The 15,694-nt window shown below is 74.1% G+C and carries 16 protein-coding genes; 10 read left to right on the forward strand and 6 right to left on the reverse strand.

Annotation, left to right across the window (positions count from 1 at the left end; all coding sequences use genetic code 11):
- The first annotated feature begins 280 nt into the window (after positions 1-280).
- The 3 genes from ACFY2K_RS17675 to ACFY2K_RS17685 all read left to right on the forward strand — a co-directional run bounded on the left by ACFY2K_RS17675 (position 281) and on the right by ACFY2K_RS17685 (position 2,908).
- Entirely contained in the window at positions 281-880 is a 600-nt protein-coding gene (locus tag ACFY2K_RS17675) for a DUF1772 domain-containing protein (protein WP_387712301.1), read from the forward strand.
- Between the two features lie 150 nt (positions 881-1,030).
- Positions 1,031-1,789, forward strand: a complete 759-nt coding sequence (locus ACFY2K_RS17680; protein WP_387712304.1) for a polysaccharide deacetylase family protein — start codon at positions 1,031-1,033, stop codon at positions 1,787-1,789.
- A gap of 363 nt (positions 1,790-2,152) precedes the next feature.
- A complete protein-coding gene (locus ACFY2K_RS17685; RefSeq protein WP_387712307.1) occupies positions 2,153-2,908 on the forward strand; it encodes a DUF1062 domain-containing protein in 756 nt (251 codons plus the stop codon).
- 89 nt (positions 2,909-2,997) lie between these two features.
- Here ACFY2K_RS17685 and ACFY2K_RS17690 read toward each other — a convergent pair whose 3' ends face one another.
- Entirely contained in the window at positions 2,998-3,492 is a 495-nt protein-coding gene (locus ACFY2K_RS17690; RefSeq protein ID WP_380594930.1) for a DUF1772 domain-containing protein, read from the reverse strand.
- Between the two features lie 271 nt (positions 3,493-3,763).
- Here ACFY2K_RS17690 and ACFY2K_RS17695 point away from each other — a divergent pair, with 271 nt between their 5' ends.
- Together ACFY2K_RS17695 and ACFY2K_RS17700 are read left to right on the forward strand one after the other, a co-directional pair.
- Complete coding sequence (locus ACFY2K_RS17695; protein ID WP_380644885.1) at positions 3,764-4,906, forward strand: GDSL-type esterase/lipase family protein; 1,143 nt, start codon at positions 3,764-3,766, stop codon at positions 4,904-4,906.
- A 72-nt stretch (positions 4,907-4,978) separates the two neighbouring features.
- Entirely contained in the window at positions 4,979-5,842 is an 864-nt protein-coding gene (locus tag ACFY2K_RS17700) for an LLM class flavin-dependent oxidoreductase (RefSeq protein WP_380594934.1), read from the forward strand.
- 42 nt (positions 5,843-5,884) lie between these two features.
- Here ACFY2K_RS17700 and ACFY2K_RS17705 read toward each other — a convergent pair whose 3' ends face one another.
- The 3 genes from ACFY2K_RS17705 to tpx all read right to left on the reverse strand — a co-directional run bounded on the left by ACFY2K_RS17705 (position 5,885) and on the right by tpx (position 8,478).
- Entirely contained in the window at positions 5,885-7,006 is a 1,122-nt protein-coding gene (locus ACFY2K_RS17705; RefSeq protein ID WP_380644886.1) for an NADAR family protein, read from the reverse strand.
- A gap of 154 nt (positions 7,007-7,160) precedes the next feature.
- Positions 7,161-7,814 carry a GNAT family N-acetyltransferase gene (locus tag ACFY2K_RS17710; RefSeq protein ID WP_387712311.1) on the reverse strand — a complete coding sequence of 218 codons (654 nt, stop codon included), beginning with the start codon at positions 7,812-7,814 and terminating at the stop codon, positions 7,161-7,163.
- Positions 7,815-7,977: 163 nt separating this feature from the next.
- Positions 7,978-8,478, reverse strand: coding sequence for a thiol peroxidase (gene tpx, locus ACFY2K_RS17715; RefSeq protein ID WP_387712314.1), 501 nt, complete (start codon positions 8,476-8,478; stop codon positions 7,978-7,980).
- A 212-nt stretch (positions 8,479-8,690) separates the two neighbouring features.
- On the opposite strand from tpx, the gene ACFY2K_RS17720 reads away from it, so the two are divergent.
- From ACFY2K_RS17720 to ACFY2K_RS17730, 3 genes are all read left to right on the forward strand, one after another.
- Complete coding sequence (locus ACFY2K_RS17720) at positions 8,691-9,242, forward strand: DivIVA domain-containing protein (protein WP_387712317.1); 552 nt, start codon at positions 8,691-8,693, stop codon at positions 9,240-9,242.
- Positions 9,243-9,896: 654 nt separating this feature from the next.
- Positions 9,897-10,781 carry a hypothetical protein gene (locus tag ACFY2K_RS17725; RefSeq protein ID WP_380595156.1) on the forward strand — a complete coding sequence of 295 codons (885 nt, stop codon included), beginning with the start codon at positions 9,897-9,899 and terminating at the stop codon, positions 10,779-10,781.
- A gap of 67 nt (positions 10,782-10,848) precedes the next feature.
- On the forward strand, positions 10,849-11,427 hold the full coding sequence (locus tag ACFY2K_RS17730; protein WP_380522790.1) for a hypothetical protein: 579 nt from the start codon (positions 10,849-10,851) through the stop codon (positions 11,425-11,427).
- 63 nt (positions 11,428-11,490) lie between these two features.
- Here the strand turns inward: ACFY2K_RS17730 and ACFY2K_RS17735 are convergent, their stop codons facing one another.
- The gene (locus ACFY2K_RS17735) at positions 11,491-12,096 is read right to left on the reverse strand and encodes a hypothetical protein (protein WP_387712320.1); all 606 of its coding nucleotides are present in this window, start codon (positions 12,094-12,096) and stop codon (positions 11,491-11,493) included.
- Between the two features lie 257 nt (positions 12,097-12,353).
- On the opposite strand from ACFY2K_RS17735, the gene ACFY2K_RS17740 reads away from it, so the two are divergent.
- Both ACFY2K_RS17740 and ACFY2K_RS17745 read left to right on the forward strand, forming a co-directional pair.
- Entirely contained in the window at positions 12,354-12,794 is a 441-nt protein-coding gene (locus tag ACFY2K_RS17740) for a hypothetical protein (RefSeq protein WP_380595162.1), read from the forward strand.
- Positions 12,795-13,187: 393 nt separating this feature from the next.
- Positions 13,188-14,282, forward strand: a complete 1,095-nt coding sequence (locus ACFY2K_RS17745) for a hypothetical protein (RefSeq protein WP_380522793.1) — start codon at positions 13,188-13,190, stop codon at positions 14,280-14,282.
- Between the two features lie 32 nt (positions 14,283-14,314).
- Here ACFY2K_RS17745 and ACFY2K_RS17750 read toward each other — a convergent pair whose 3' ends face one another.
- Positions 14,315-15,502 carry a protein-L-isoaspartate O-methyltransferase gene (locus tag ACFY2K_RS17750; RefSeq protein WP_387712323.1) on the reverse strand — a complete coding sequence of 396 codons (1,188 nt, stop codon included), beginning with the start codon at positions 15,500-15,502 and terminating at the stop codon, positions 14,315-14,317.
- Between the last annotated feature and the right edge of the window lie 192 nt (positions 15,503-15,694).

Below are 15,694 nucleotides of genomic sequence, written 5' to 3' on the forward strand. Positions count from 1 at the left end.
CGCCGGGGAGCATAGCGCCCGCCGTCGCCGCCGCGCCACCGCTTTCCGCCGCGGTTTCGTCGCGGTCGTCGCGGTCTCGCCGTGAGAGCGGTCCTTCCGCTGCGCGCCCGCTGGGTGTGCTCAAGGACCGCTGGAGGACGGGTCGAGGGCGGTGGTCGGCGGCGGCCGCGCCGTGCTCTGGTGGACGCCGGAGGAGGTACGGCCCCGGGCCCCGGGGCCGGCCCGTGCCGTGGACGCTCACGCATGCGCCTGGGCGCCGGGGAGAACCGAAGGATGACCGATGCGCTCCAGCCAGACCTCAACTCCCGATCACCGCACCGCTCCAGGGGCCTTCGACGGCCCCACCCGAGGAGGTGCCCCGCCGGTGGTGCCCGCTGGCCGTGGCAGGGCCGCCGGTCCGGTCCTGGTGGGTGCCACCCTCGCGATGGGCCTGATGGCCGGGCTGTTCTTCGCCTTCGACGTGGCGGTGATGCCGGGCCTGGCGGCCGGTGACGACCGGACGTACGTGACGGCGATGCAGCACATCAACACGTCGATCGAGAACGGCGTGTTCGGCCTGGTCTTCGTCGGCGCCTTCGTCGCGACGGGTGTCGCGGCCTGGCTCCAGCACCGGGCGGGCCGGCGGCGGGCGGCGCTCTGGGCGGCCGGGGCGACCCTGCTGTACGGGGTGGCGCTGATGGTCACCATGGGTGTCAACATCCCGCTGAACAACGACCTGGCGGCGGCCGGCGATCCGTCCCGGATCCTCGACCTCGCCGCGGTGCGGGCGAAGTTCGAGGGGACGTGGGTCACGGCCAACGTGTGCCGCACGGTGCTCTGCACGGCGGGGCTGCTGGCGCTCGGCCGGGCGCTCGTCCTGCACGGGCGCGGCGCGCGCTGACCCCGGGCGCTCCCGGCGCGGCGTGCGCGCGGTCAACCCGCCGTCCGGCTGGCCGATTTCGTCCCCTTTCGTGCTCGGGCCGGTCGCGGTGCCGGCGGTCGGCGGCGCAGACTGGTCGGTGCACGGCAGTTCCGACACCAGGGGGCAGGCATGGCCTTACGAGCCTTTGGGCGCAGCGGAGTTGGGCGGCGGAAGGGTGGACGGCTCCGGGAGGCGGTCGGCGCGCTCGCCGTCGCCGCGCTGGCGGCGGGTGCGGTGCTCGGGGGCCCCGTCGGCACCGCGGACGCTGCTGGGCCGGCGGGGCTCGCCGGTCCCGCAGGGCTCGCCGGTCCGGCCGGGAGCAAGGGCGGCGCCAAGGTCGTCTACCTCACCTTCGACGACGGCCCCAGCCCCGCCTACACCCCGAAGATCCTCTCGATCCTCGACCGCTACGGCGTCCGCGCGACCTTCTTCGAGCTCGGCGAGAACGTCGCCGCCCACCCCTCGCTCACCGCCCAGGTCGCCCGGCAGGGCCACAGCGTGCAGAACCACTCCTGGTTGCACCCGGACCTGCGCCGGCTCTCCGGCTCCTCCTTCACCGCCCAGGTCGGCGACACCGACCGGGTCATCCGCGCCCGGACGGGACACACCCCGACGTGCCTGCGCCCGCCGTACGGGGCGGTCAACGGCACGGTGCGCTCCCGGGCGGCGGCGCTCGGCAAGCAGGTCGTGCTCTGGTCGGTGGACCCGGCCGACTGGTCCAGGCCGGGGGCGGCGGCGATCCGGTCGCGGGTGTTGAACAACGTCCGCCCCGGTTCGGTGATCCTGCTCCACGACGGCGGCGGGGACCGCAGTCAGACTGCGGCGGCCCTGCCGACGATCCTGTCCACCCTCAAGGCGCGCGGGTACCGCTTCGCGACCCTTTGCTGACCGGGCCCGGCCCAGTCGGCCCGGCCCGGCCCGGGGCCGGGCCGGGGCTGACCAGGCGCGGCCCGGCCCCGACCGGGCCCGCCGGGCCTGCTGAAAAACCGGTTGCCCGCGGGCCGATCCTCGACCACGATCATCCGCATGGACTTTTAACGGCTGCCACGTAGCACCAACGAACCCTGTCGCGCGATCGACCTCGGAGCCTGACGGCTCGGTACCGAGGCGATGACCCGCGCCCACGTGTGCATCCGTCATCCCGGGAGCGCCCGCGATCCGCCCTGCCCTGCTCCGGCCTGCCACGGTCGGGGCCGCTGGGGGGCGGGGCCCGTGGGGCGCTCCTGCAGAGTCCTGAGAGCAACCACCACCATGAATACCGACCGCAAGGCCCGCTGGGCCGTGCGTCAGTCCGCCCTGCCCACCGTCGTCCGGCCCTGCCCGGACTGCCCCGGCACCCGGCACCGCCCCTCGGGGAAGATCCGCGTCAACGCCAGCGGGAAGCTGCTGGACGTCTGGCTGCTGCTGAGCTGCGCGGGCTGCGACCGGACCTCGAAGGTGCCCGTCCACGAACGCGCCCACGTCTCCTCGCTCGACCCGGCCCGACTGGTGGCCTACGAGACCAACGACGCCGCCGTGGTGCGGGAGTTGGCGACGAGCGCCTCGCTCGCCGCCCGGAACTGCTACCGCCTCGACTGGACCGGCACCTGGGAGCTGGAGGTCCGGACGCCCCTGCACGCGCTCGACGACCCGACTCCGCTCACCGTCCTGGTCGCCTTCGAGCTGCCTGTGCCGGTCCGGGTCGAACGGCTGCTGATGCTCGGGCTCGGCCTCAGCCGCACCGCCGTGCGGCGGATGGTCGAGGACGGGCGGATCCAGCTGCCGCCCGCCCTGACGCCGACGTCCAAGGCGCACCGGGACTTCGCCCTCACCCTCCGGCGGCCCGCCGCGGTCCGGCGTGCCACGTCGGCCGGGGTTGCCGCGCCCGTTCCGGCTGCCACGACTGCGGACCTCAGCCGCGTGGACCTCAGCCGCGTGGACCTGGGCCGAGCGGACCTGGGCAGCCCCCGGGCGGCCTCCCGAACGCCGGGGCGCCGGCCCCTCGTGGCGCGGGTCGCGGGCGGGTAAGGACGAGTACCGCCGCGCCTCCCGTGCGGCCCACCGGCGCAACACCGGCCGGTGGGCCGCACGGGAGTCCGGCAAGGTCGACGGGCCGCTCAGTGCGGCCCGTCGAGGACCAGCGCCCAGGCGAGACAGCCCAGTGCGGCCGTGCACAGCAGCGCGCGCAGCACGTTGAAGCGCACCCAGCGCGCCTCGAAGCGGGTGCGTACCGCCGTCGGGTCGGTGATCCGCTGCGGCGCCCCGGCCTTCTCCAACGCGTCGTTCAGCGGGATGTTGACCGCACGGGTGACCACGAGCGCCGCCCCGTACAGCACCAGGGCGGCGATCGTGGCGGGCAGCGCGCGGTGACCGTCCGAGGGCAGGTGCAGGGCGACCGCGGCAGCCGTGGTGAGCAGCGCGCCGACGAAGCCGAGCACGAACCAGCCGTTCAGGATCGCCACGTTGACGCGCTGCATGACCTCGATGAACGTCCGGTCCTCGACCCGGGCGAGCGCCGGCATCACCGAGCACGCGTAGGCGTAGAACAGCCCGGCGGTCAGTCCGCAGGTGACGGTGGCCGCCACCAGGACGAGTGTGCGTGCCGTTTCCATGTCCGCAGCCCCTCTGCTCACCCGTGTCGCTCGTGCCGCTTGCGTCGTTCGTGCCGTTCGTGCCGGAGTTCCGGTCCGGTCCGGCCCCGCGGGCCCGATCATCCGGCATCCGGTCCGTTCGGACCAGCTCGACCGCTCAAGACTCCCTCAAGCCGAGAAGCACCGGATCCCTGCTTGCACCTACACAGGCTTCCCATTTGCCTAATTCATCTAGGCAATCCCATACTCATCATAGGAAGCAGAGCTCCACACCGCAGAACGAAGAGACGCCATGATCACCACGCCCGTCACCGAAGCCCTCCTGCACGGCCACCTGGACGTCGAACACACCGGCCGCGGCCTGATCCCGCACCGACTGCCCGCCCGCGCCCGCCGCCAGATCCCCGACGAACAGCTCGCGATGGCCCAGTCCCAGCCCTCCGGCGTCCGGCTCACCTTTCGAACCCGCGCCACCACGCTGGCACTGCACACCGTCCCCACCAAGCGCGCCTACCCCGGCGTGCCCGACCTGCCCGACGGTGTCTACGACCTCCTCGTCGACGGCCGGCAGACCGCCGAGACGACCGTCCCCGGCGGCAACCTGCGCACCATCGACCTCGCCACCGGCCGCACCACCTTCACCGAAGGCCCGCCCGGTACCGCCCACTTCACCGGCCTGCCGGCCCGCGACAAGACCGTCGAGATCTGGCTCCCGCACACCGAGACCACCGAACTCATCGCCCTCGACTCCGACGCGCCCCTCACCCCCGTGGCCGCCGGAACCCGCAACCGCTGGCTGCACCACGGCAGTTCCATCAGCCACGGCTCCAACGCCACCCACCCCACCGGGACCTGGCCCGCCCTCGTGGCCCTCGCCGCCGGCCTCGACCTCACCAACCTCGGCTTCGGCGGCAGCGCCCTGCTCGACCTCTTCACCGCCCGTGCCATCCGCGACACCCCCGCCGACCTGATCAGCCTCAAGCTCGGCATCAACGTGGTCAACGCCGACGCGATGCGCCTGCGCGCCTTCACCCCGGCCGTCCACGGCTTCCTCGACACCATCCGCGACGGCCACCCCACCACCCCCCTCCTGGTCGTCTCCCCGATCCTCTGCCCCGTCCAGGAGCACACCCCCGGCCCGCTCGCCCCCGACTTCACCGGCGGCACCCTCCGCTTCCGCGCCACCGGCGAGCCCGGCCCCGGCCGCCTCACCCTCACCGTGGTCCGCGACGAACTGGCCCGCATCGTCGAAGCCCGGGTCGCGGACGGCGACCCCAACCTCCACTACCTCGACGGCCGCGCCCTGTACGGCGAGCCCGACCACGAGATCCACCCGCACCCCGACGCCGTCCACCCCACCCCCGAGGCCCACCGCCTGATCGCCACCCGCTTCACCGGCCTCGCCCTCACCCCGGGCGGCCCCCTGGCACCCTGACCCCCTGACCCGCCCGACCCCGCCGGTCCGAATTCGATTGCCACGTCGCGGTCGGCCGCGCATCCTGCTGGGATGCGGTTCTCCGTGAACATCCCCAACTTCGGCGACTTCGCCGACCCCCGCAACGTCGCGACCGTGGCCGCCGCCGCCGAACAGGCGGGCTGGGACGGGCTCTTCGTCTGGGACCACGTCCTGCACCGACGGCACCAGGGCCGCCCCTTCGGGGACCCCTGGATGCTGCTGACCGCCGCCGCGCTGGCCACCTCCCGGATCCGACTGGGTACCCTGCTCACCCCGGTCCCTCGCTACCGTCCGCAGCAACTCGCCCGCCAGGTGGCCACCTTGGACCACCTCAGCGGCGGCCGGGCGATCTTCGCCGCAGGCCTGGGCGGTCCGCTCGACGACGAGTACCGCAGCTTCGGCGACCCCGCCGAGCCGCGCGTCCTCGCCGAACGGCTCGACGAGGGGCTGGAGTTGCTGGGCCGCTTCTGGTCCGGCGAGCCGGTGGACCACCACGGCCGGCACTACGAGGTCCGCGACGTGACGCTGGTGCCCGCCACCGTGCAGCAGCCCCGTCCGCCGGTGTGGATCGGCGGCTTCTGGCCGCGCCGCGCGCCCATGCGGCGGGCAGCACGGTGGGACGGCGCGGTGCCGCTCTTCGAGACGGCCCGGCACGGTCACCCGCCGGACGTGACGGAGGTACGGGAGCTGGTCGGCTACGTGTGCGAGCACCGTACGACCGGGGCCGAGCGCCCCTTCGAGTTCGTGCTCGGCGGCGCCACGCCCCTGCACCCGGCCAGGGCCAAGGACGTGGTCGGCCCGCTGCACGACGCCGGCGCCACCTGGTGGGACGAGCGGCAGCTCCAGACCGGCCCCGACCTCGACCGCCTCCCCCCGGTCCTCCGCCGCATCGAGGCGGGGCCGCCGGTCATCTGACCGGTGCCGCCGGGGATCCCCGGAACTCCTCACCCGATCCGGTCACAGCCCGGGGATCCCGGCCCGCCGTGCGTGCAGCTCGGAACGGACGAGTTCGAGGAGACGCCCCGTCCAGTTGCGCCCCTGGCCGGCGTTGTCGCCCCAGAAGGCCGAGTGCAGGTCGTCGTAGACCAGGGTGCCGTCGCCCGTCGCCAGCAGGATCTCGGCCAGCTCGGGATGCTGCTCGTACTTGGCGCGCAGCAGCCGCGTCATGACGGCGGTCCGCAGGTGCTCCCAGCCCTCGCGGCGGGGCGCCCCGGCTGCCACCTTGCGTGCGGCGGAGGCGGTCCCGGCCGTCGCGACCGCGGCCCGGACCTCGGGTTGAGCCACCGACAAGGCCCAGTAGGCGTGGGTGACGGACGGGTAGCCGGTCTCTCCCACCGTGATCGGAGCGGGGTAGTCGTTGCGCAGCCCGAGCCTGCCGGGATCCTCCACCGGCTCGTTCGGGGACAAGCGGCAGAGCCGGACCGCCGGGGCGTGCGACGCCACCGGCCCGTCCGCCGGGACACGGGCGGGCCGCTCGGCACTCCAGGCCGCCCGCCCCTCGAAGTACGCGAGGGCGCGGTCGTAGACCTCCTGCGTGACCGGCGGTTCGCCCGGCAGGTAGGTGCGGCCGCCCGGCCCGGCCACCAGCGCGCGCAGCGGGGCGTCCTTCCGATCCATGTCGCCCAGCACCCGGCACCGCTGCGGGGCCGGCACGGCCATGAACGCCGCCCGGGCCGCGGCCCGGTTCTCCTCGGTCCGGGCGGCGAGGAAGACCTCGACGGCGGCCAGGCACCGGCGGGTCGAGTCGGGCCGCCCGTTCAGCAGGTCGACGGTGTCGCGGACCTCGGCGACCAACTGCTCCGGAGTCCGCCAGCTCCGCGGCCCGCTGAACCTCCACTCCGCCAGCTCGTCCGCGGAGGCCTCCCCACCCTCGGGCAGGCTGGTGGCCACCCACCCGGTGCGCACCTTCTCCTCGAACTCCTCGACGGTGACCAGGCCCCCGCAGTCGATGAGCCCGTCCGCATAGATGAAGAGGTCGATGAGGAAGTGGTGGCCGCCGTTGCGGATGAACACGTGCCGCCAGGTGCCGGGGACGCGGACGCCGTCCACCGTGCGATGGGTGATCCATTTGCCGAACATCCCGAGATTGTCCACGACCCCGACCCCGGCCCCGGCCCCGGCCCCGACCGCAGCCGCAGCCGGAGTGAGCACCTGGCCGGCCGCGGCTGTCCCACCTGCTCCCGCCCACCCGCACGCCGAGGCGCCGAGCCGTTCGAACCTGCCCCGTGAGGGATCACGCGCCCGCTGACAGTCCGAACATCGACCGGCAGGGCGCCAGCCCGCTGACCGAGACGGGGACTTCGGCATGGGCCTCCCAGCGGTCGCGGGTGAGCCGGAGCCGCCTGTTCGTCACGGGCCCGCCGCGCACCACGTGACGGTCGACGCCGTCGAGCTCATAGCCGTGCTTCCGGGACACGGCGAACGAGGAGGCATTGTGCTCGAAGGCCCCCGATGTCGCCTCCAGCGCGTCCAGGCCGGCGAAGGCCAGGTGCAGGACGGCGGCGCGCATCTCGGTGCCGATCCCTTGCCGCTGGTGGCGCACACCGAGCCAGGAGGCCGTGGTGACCTCCCGCAGGACGGCGAAGTCCCGGGCGGCGATGGTCTGCAGGCCGACGACCCGGCCGTTCTCGAAGACCGCCAGGTTCAGGGCCCAGTCGCCCGGTGACCAGTTCCCCCGGCACAACCAGTGGTGCTGCACCACGGACCGTGCCCGTTCGGCCGGAGGAAGGTCGGTCCACGGCACGAGGAAGGGCATGCGGTCCGGCTGGTGGACGCCCTCTGCGGCCAGGTCGGCCAGCTGGGCCAGCTCGCGGTCGGTGGGGAGCCGGAGCTCCAGGCGGGGAGTGTCCAGGCGCAGCCCCAGCAGCGGCCAGTGATCGATCAACATGCGCCATTGTCGAGGACGGCGGCGGCTGCGGTCACCTGGTTTCCGGGGCCCGGAGCGGCGGTGAGGGCTCAGCGGCCCTGCCTGCGGGAACAGGCAGGGCCCGCCTCGTGCCGCTGTGGGTGGCGGTGCGGGGCGGGCCCGTGGTGCGTGGGGTGTGCGGGGTTTAGCTGAGGGCGGCGAGGGCGGCCTCGTAGTCGGGCTCGTCGGCGATCTCGCCGACGAGCTCGGTGTGCAGGACGGTGTCGTTCTCGTCGAGGACGACGACGGCGCGGGCGGTGAGGCCGGCGAGGGGGCCGTTGTTGATGGCGACGCCGTAGGTGTCGTGGAAGTCGCGTCCGCGCAGGGTGGAGAGGGTCTTGACGTTGTCGAGGCCTTCGGCGCCGCAGAAGCGGGCCTGGGCGAAGGGGAGGTCGGCGGAGATGCAGAGCACGACGGTGTTGTCGAGCGAGCCGGCCTTGGCGTTGAAGGTGCGCACGGAGGTGGCGCAGGTGGGGGTGTCGATGCTGGGGAAGATGTTGAGGACCTTGCGGCGGCCGGCGAAGTCCTGGAGCGAGGTGTCCGCGAGGCCCTCGCCGACCAGCGTGAACGCGGGGGCCTGGCTGCCGGCGGCGGGCAGTACGCCGCCGATCTCGACCGGGTTCCCCTTGAGCGTGACCTGAGCCATGAAAAGCCTCCTACCAGCGGTGTACGACTGACAACGCCGTCGATCCTACTGCCCGCACCCCGCGCCCGACGCGGGGTGACCGAGGAGCGGACACCCTCCCGTGCCGCGCTGGCGGAGTCGGCCCGATTCTGGGCCTGAGGCCGGTGGGCGGGGCTGTGCGATGCTGACGGGGCGGCAGACGGCTGAGGCCGGTGGGACAGGGGGAGGGGCGGATGGCCGAGGGCGGCGGGAGCGGGTTCGACGTGGTGCGGCGCGGCTACGAGTGCGCGGAGGTGGACGCCTACCTGGCCCTGGCGCCCTCCCGGCGCCCGGACGCCCCGGGTTTCACCATCGCCCGGCGCGGCTACGACCGGGCGCAGGTCGACCGCGCGCTGGCCGCCGCACCTGCTGGTGCGGTGCCCGTGGACGCGGTCGCCCGGCGCGGGTTCGACCTGGTGAGCTGGGGCTACGAGCGGTCCGAGGTGGATGCCTACCTGGAGTCGGCGTCGGGGCCGGGGCGGCGTGCGGGCGGGCCGCGGTTCCGCGTCGTGCGGCGCGGCTACCACCCCGCGCAGGTCGACCTGGTGGCGGTGGGCGTGGTGCCGGTGTTCGCCACGGCGTGGCGGGGCTACGACCCGGCACAGGTGGACGCCCACCTGGCGCAGGCCGCGCATCGGCGCCCGGCGGCCGCGGTGTTCGCGGTGGTGCCCCGGGGCTACCGGCGTGCGCAGGTGGACGGCTACCTGGGGGCGTACGGTCCGGGCGGCACGGTCGCGCCGTCCTGAGGACCGCCGGGCCGCCCGCCGGGCCGACTGCCGAGCCACCGGCGGTTGTGCGAATTCGGTGACGCATCGTCAGTTCCGCGTGGTCTACTGCGTGCCGGATCGTTCGCGCACAAGTCGCCGCGAGGAGTGGACCGTTCGATGAACGCCGTATGCCCGGGGTGCGCCGCCGGGGAGCACGCCCTGCCCGTGCCCGAGGCCCTGGAGGACGCGGCCGCGGCCGCCGTGGACCCGGCGGAGGCCACCCCGCGAGCCCAATTCCCTTGAGGCCCGCGCGGACCGTCCAGGATGCGGCGGGCCTGGCGAGGGGTCAGCGGGCGGAGGACGAGGCATTCGGTGACCAGGTCATCCATGCCCGCTTCCTGCCACCCGCCGTCCGCACCCGCAGCCGCATCATTCGTGTGCGCGCCGCGGGGCAGGCCTGTTAGCTTGCCCGCCTTGGCTTGCCTGCCGATGGGCGGCGGGCGCCTGGGGAGTGGGGGACGGCGGGTGTCGACGGTGGACTGGTGGCCGGTCCGGGGGAAGGTGTGCTCCCTGGCTTGGGAGGGCGGCGAGTTGATCGATCCGGTCGGCGGTGGTCGGCGGTGGAGCGCGGACGGGACGGAGCGTCCCGGCCGAGCTGTCGCCGCCGCTTTCGGCCCCGGGTTCGACCGGGCAGTGGTCTCGCCCTCGGGGCGCTACGCCGTCGTCCACGAGGAGCGGGGTACCAGGGGTGTGGTCGTCGGCCTCGACGGACGGGGCGTGCTGCGCGAGCTCGCCCGGGCCGACCACTGCGCCGACGCCTACGACTACCCGGTCGCGCTCGGCGCGCTGCCCGACGGCCGCGAGGTGCTCGTCCACTGCCCCGAGGAGTACAACGTGCTCCAGATCGAGGAGTTGGAGTCCGGACGGCGCCTCACCGGAGGTGCCCGGGAGCCCGTGGACATCTTCCACTCGCGGCCGGCGGTGAGCCCGGACGGCCGGTACCTGCTGGTGACGGGGTGGGTGTGGCACCCCTACGGTGTCGCGGAGGTGTACGACCTCGCGGCGGCGCTCGCCGATCCGGCGGTGCTGGACGGCGACGGGGTTCTCCCGGCGTCCCCCGAGACCGACGCCGAAGTGGTCTCCGGCTGCTGGCTGGACGCCGACCGGTTGGCGATCGCCACAACGGGCGAGCTCGACTACCTGGTCGACGACGGAGCCGACGACGGGGCCGACGAGTCCGGCTGCGCGGCGGCCCCGGCCGCTGGAGCGAACCACCTCGGAGTGTGGTCGATGTCGGCCCGGCGCTGGCTGCACCACAGCCCCTTGGACCACCGCGCCGGCACCCTGCTCGGCCGGGGCGGCTCCGCCCAGGTGGTCTCGCTCCACGGGCACCCCCGCCTGCTCGACGCCGCGACCGGCACCCTGGTCGCCGAGTGGCCCGAGGTGACGCTCACACGGCGGAACGGCAGCTACGGCGCCGAGCACATCCCGACCCCCGTCGCCGCGCTCAGCCCGGACGGCCGCCGCCTCGCCGTCGCCCAGGACAAGGGCATCGCCCTGATCGACCTGCCGGACTGACCTGGCTGACCGGACTGACCGGGCCGGCCGCACGGAGGTGTCGGAGGGCGTGGCTAGCATCCCCGGCATGGGCTACACCACTGACTTCACCGGCCGGGTCGCCGTCACCCCACCGCTCAACCCGGCCGAGATCGCGTACCTGCGGAAGTTCGCCGGCACCCGCCGCATGGACCGTGCCGGCGGCCCCTACTACGTCGACGGGAGCGGCTACGCGGGGCAGGGCCGCGACGCCGACATCCGCGACTTCGACAAGCCCCCGGCGGGTCAGCCCGGCCTCTGGTGCCGCTGGGTGCCGACGGCGGACGGTTCGGCGATCGAGTGGAGCCAGGTGGAGAAGTTCTACGACGCGCCCGAGTGGATGACCTATCTGATCGACCACTTCTTGAAGCCCCGCGCCCATGCCCAAGGCACGCCCGGTTTCGAGGAGTTCACGTTCGACCACGTGGCCGACGGCACGATCGACGCACAGGGGGAGGAGCCCTGGGACACCTGGCAGCTCCTGGTGCGCGGCAACGAGGTCTCCGTCTCCGCGGCCGAACTCCCGGACCCGGCCTGGCTGTGCGGGGGGTGCCGGGAGCCCGTCGCCGACGAGGACGCCGGGTGCTGCCCGGGCGCGGAGCCGATGCCGGTGTTCCCGGAGCCGTGACGTCCGGGGCACCCGGGCGTCCCTCGCCCCCGCCGCGCTGCGCGCCCGCCCGGGTGGCAGCCCTCAGCTGTACGGGCTCCAGCGCCCGAAGCGGGCCAGCAGGTGGCGGGCGCCGTCCTCGTCCGGGCCGAGTGCGGCGGCCGTCGCCGCGAGGCCCAGGTCCCGCCGGGCGTCGTGGGCGGGCCAGTACGCGGTCCGCTCCGCGGTCACCTCCAGCAACCGGGCGGCCCGCAGCGCCGCCAACGGGGAGTTCTGCGCCAGCTTCTCGATGGCCTCGCCCAGGCCCTGCAGCACCTCGGCGAGGTCCTCGGGCAGGGCCACGGCCGACTTCTCGACCTCGACGGTGTGCTGGTCCCACTCCTGCTCGCAGGTGTCCGCCGGCTCCGCGGCCGCTTCGCCGAGCCGCTGTTCCCCGATCTGCCCCCAGTCGAGCGGGTGCTCGGGGCCGGACCAGCCGCAGGAGCACACGGCGCGCAGGGCGTGCGCGCGCGGGGCGAGGCGTGAGTGCCCGTCGTACACGGTCCACTGCGCGGTGGTCAGTCCGGCCCCGTGCTCCGTCATCATGATGTACGCGGGTTTCGGCACGGTCCCGTCGGCGAGGAGCACGCCGACCGACCCGGTGTGCGAGGCCCCGAACTCGTCCGTCGTCCATGTCTCTTGCTTGACCACGACGAGCCTGCCTCTCCAGTGGTCCGCCTACGCGGAACGCCCGACCCCGGGCGCGGCACCGACGATCCCGCAGCAGGGGCTCGCGGACCACCGAAACCGCGAAACGCCGCCCATCCGTGTCACCTTCGGGGACACTCCCCGCGGGAACGGTCAGCCGGCTGCCTACGGCGCGCGTTCGGAGCAGAAGGTCGACAGCGAAGGCGGCTGGCACAAGAATGCCAACGCGGCGGAGAGCTCGAAGACCACAGTGAGGTTTGATGAAGCCGATACGGATCTACCCGAAGTACCAGCGGTTGTTCCTCGTGGCGGGCGGGCTGGTGTTCCTTTCAATCGCGGTCGCCGGTGTGATCATCACCCCGATCGGTTCCAAGGTGTTCTACTCGTTCGTGCTGGTGTTCTCGGTGGTCTGGTGTCACCAGGGTGCCCGGCTGGGACTGGTCATCGGGCCCCAGGGCATCGTCGAGCGCTCGATGGGACGTCCGAACCGCATCTCCTGGCAGGACATCGAGGACGTCAGGGTCGAGGGCGGGACGAACGCCGGGGTGGCCGCAGTCGTGATGATCGCGCTGACCGTCCGCGGTGGTGACGTCCTGCTGCTGCGGGGAACGGCGCGGTACGACCGGAAGGGCGTCGAGCAGACCCGCCGTCGGATCCTTGCCATGCGGGCCGCCGCCCTGGGAACTCCGGTGGAATCGTAGGGCTTTCAGAGTCCGGGAAACGGCCACGGGCCGTCCGGGAAGCGATCTCCCACCCGCGTCGCATGCTGCGCCCACCCCTCTCCTGAACCCCGGGGTTGTTGCTGACCTCGGGCGGGTTCGGTGACTGCGGATCGGGCGGCGGGACCTCCAAGACCCCCGACCGGGTAAAGCTGAGGCGGGGCGGTGCACCGTGCCGGTACGATCCTGCTCGCCGCGCACCCAGGTGCGGGGGCGGGGGGATCGGGGCGAGGTGTGTCCGCGCCGCCTTCGTGCCTTCACGCCTTCGTGTCTTGTGCCTCCTTCGGTGCCCGGTGCCCGGTGCCGGGTGCCCGCTCACGGGCCGCTCGGTGCGGGTGAGCGGCGCCTCTCCCCGTCCCGCTAGGAAAGCAGTTCATGGTCTTCTCGCTTGTGGTGCTCGTCGTGCTCGTGGTGCTCGTCGCCGTCGTGGGCAAAGTGATCGTCTCGCAGCGCGCCCGGGAACGGCGGAGCCTCCTGGAGACCGAGCTGTGGCGCAGGCTGGCCCCGCGCGAGCAGCTCGTGGTCAAGGGGGACGAGCCGTCTGCGGAGTTGGCGGCCGTGCTCGATGGGGCCGGGGGCGGTGACTGGCGGGCGGCGGCGAAGTACCTGGCCGAAGCCGAAGCCGGAGCCGACAGCGGTGCTGACAGCCGCGCCAACCGGCGCTGGATGCGGATGGAGCCGCTCAGCACGGCGGCCTCCAAGGAGGACGACTGGCTGCGGCGGTGGCGCGAGGAGGAGCCGCGCGACGCGGCGGCCGCCCTGCTGCAGACCGACGCACTGGTGCAGCTCGCCTGGGAGATCCGCACCGGCAGGTACGCCTCCGAGGTGACCAGGGAGCAGGCTCGCGGGTTCCACCGCGTACTGGGGGAGGCGGAGCAGGCCGCGCGGGAGGCCGTCGAGCTGGCTCCGGCCGAGGACCCCAACCCCTGGGTGGCGCAGATCGCGATCGCCATGGGACTGGGCCGGTCGAACGAGGACTTCCGTCAGCTGTGGGCCGAGGTGACGGCCCGTGACCCGCACCACCTGCGGGCGCACGAGGGCGCGCTGCAGTACTGGTGCGCCAAGTGGCACGGCAGCAACGAGCTGATGCACGCCTTCGTCGACGCCGCGCTCGCCGACGCACCGGCCGGCAGCCTGCTGACCAGCCTGCGGGTGCGGGCGCTCTTCGAGCAGTACACCCGCGACAGCGCCGGGGCGGCCGCCTACCGGACGCCGGAGTTCACCGCGGCCGTGGACGCTCTGCTGGCCGATCTGGAGCAGGCCGATCCGGCGCACCCGCAGCTCCAGGCCGCCCGGGGCTGGGCCGCCTGGTCACTGGTCATGAACGCCCGGGTGGCGCACGCCTTCGAGATGTTCGAGGTGATGGGCCGTGAGGTGGCCGGCCCCTGGAGCGCCTACGAGGACCCGCAGACGGCCTTCCACCGGATGCGCACGATCGCCGTGGACGCGATCGCCCGGGCGACGGTCTGACCTGCACCGGTCGGGCACAGGTCGGGCGCCGGTCAGTGTCCTGCCGACACCGACCGTCCGATCGGCCAGCGCGGTCCGTCCGGGCCGCCCTGCCACGCCCACTGGGAGTCGGGGGTGACGGTGATGCCGTAGTCGTACCGGTCCGGGCGGCCGAGCTCCTCCCACGCGGACCGGGCGGCCGTCACCTCGTCGCCGATGCGGCGCGGCCCGCCCTGGTACAGCATCACGGAGCCGTCGCCGCGCGCGGTGAACGCGGCCCACGACCGGTCGCCGTCGTGGACCCAGGCGTTGACGCCGTCCTCGTCCCGGCCGGTGAGCAGTGCCGCGTCCGGTACGGCCACGCGCAGGGCGAAGCGCAGGTCCCAGTCGTTCTCCAACGCGCCCAGCTCGTACGCCGGGAGCAGGCGCTCCGCGTCCGGTTCGGCCGTGCCGCCGCGCACCGCGGTGTAGGCGGCGTGGCCGGCGGGTGCCGGGGTGGGGGCGGTGCGGTCGGCCATGAACTGGGCGAGGCCCTGGACCCAGCCGGTCGCGCTCCTGCCGTCGTCGGCGACGACGAGGGCGACGTGCCCCAACAGGCCCCAGGGGTAGACGATCCGGCCGCCCGGCCGTACCGCCTCCACCCAGGCCCACGGGACGGCCTCCACCGCGTAGGTGGCGTGGATCCGGTCGACGGGCATCCCGCCGGGCGCCCCGCCGCCGGTCGCGTTGCCGGTCACCACCTCGACGGAAAGACCGGCGGCCGCCAGACGGCGGCGGGCGGCGGCGGCCAGGTGCTCGTCCACCTCGCTGGAGACCACCAGCCCGGGACCGGCCCGCCACGCGGCCAGCGCCGCCGTCCACCCCTGCCCGGTGCCGATGTCCCACACCCGGTGGCCGGGTTCCAGGCGGAGGCTGTCCAGCATGTCCGCTACGACGGACGGCGCGGACAGCGACGAGGACGGCAACGACGGCGCCGACAGGCTGCTGCCGACCTGGGTGACGGCCGCGTCGTGGACGCCGGCGAACAGCTCGTCCGCCCACCCGCGCCGGTCCGTCGTACGGTCGAGCGGCACATAGGCCCGGCCGTCCCAGCGCCACAGCCGGTCCGGCGCGAACCGGTCGCGCGGCACCGCCGCCATGGCCTCGCGCACCCACGGGGACGCGGTCGGCCACGCCCCGTCGCGCTCCATCACCGCGTCCAGGTGCGCCCGGCGACCCGCCAGGTCCTCGTCGTCCGTCACCGTGCGCTACTTGCGGCGCGTGCCGGTGCCCGGCGGCGGGGGCGGGACCTGCCCGTCGTTGTTCCCGGGCGGCGGGGTGCCCGTTCCGGGGTCCGGCGCCGGCTTCTCGTGCTTGCCCATGCGGGTTCCCTTCGGTCGCGTAGGGGACACGGTCGGCCGCTCATCCTCGCCCACCCCGGTGCCGCACGGTAG

The sequence above is a fragment of the Kitasatospora sp. NPDC001309 genome (assembly GCF_042896295.1).
GTDB lineage: Bacteria > Actinomycetota > Actinomycetes > Streptomycetales > Streptomycetaceae > Kitasatospora.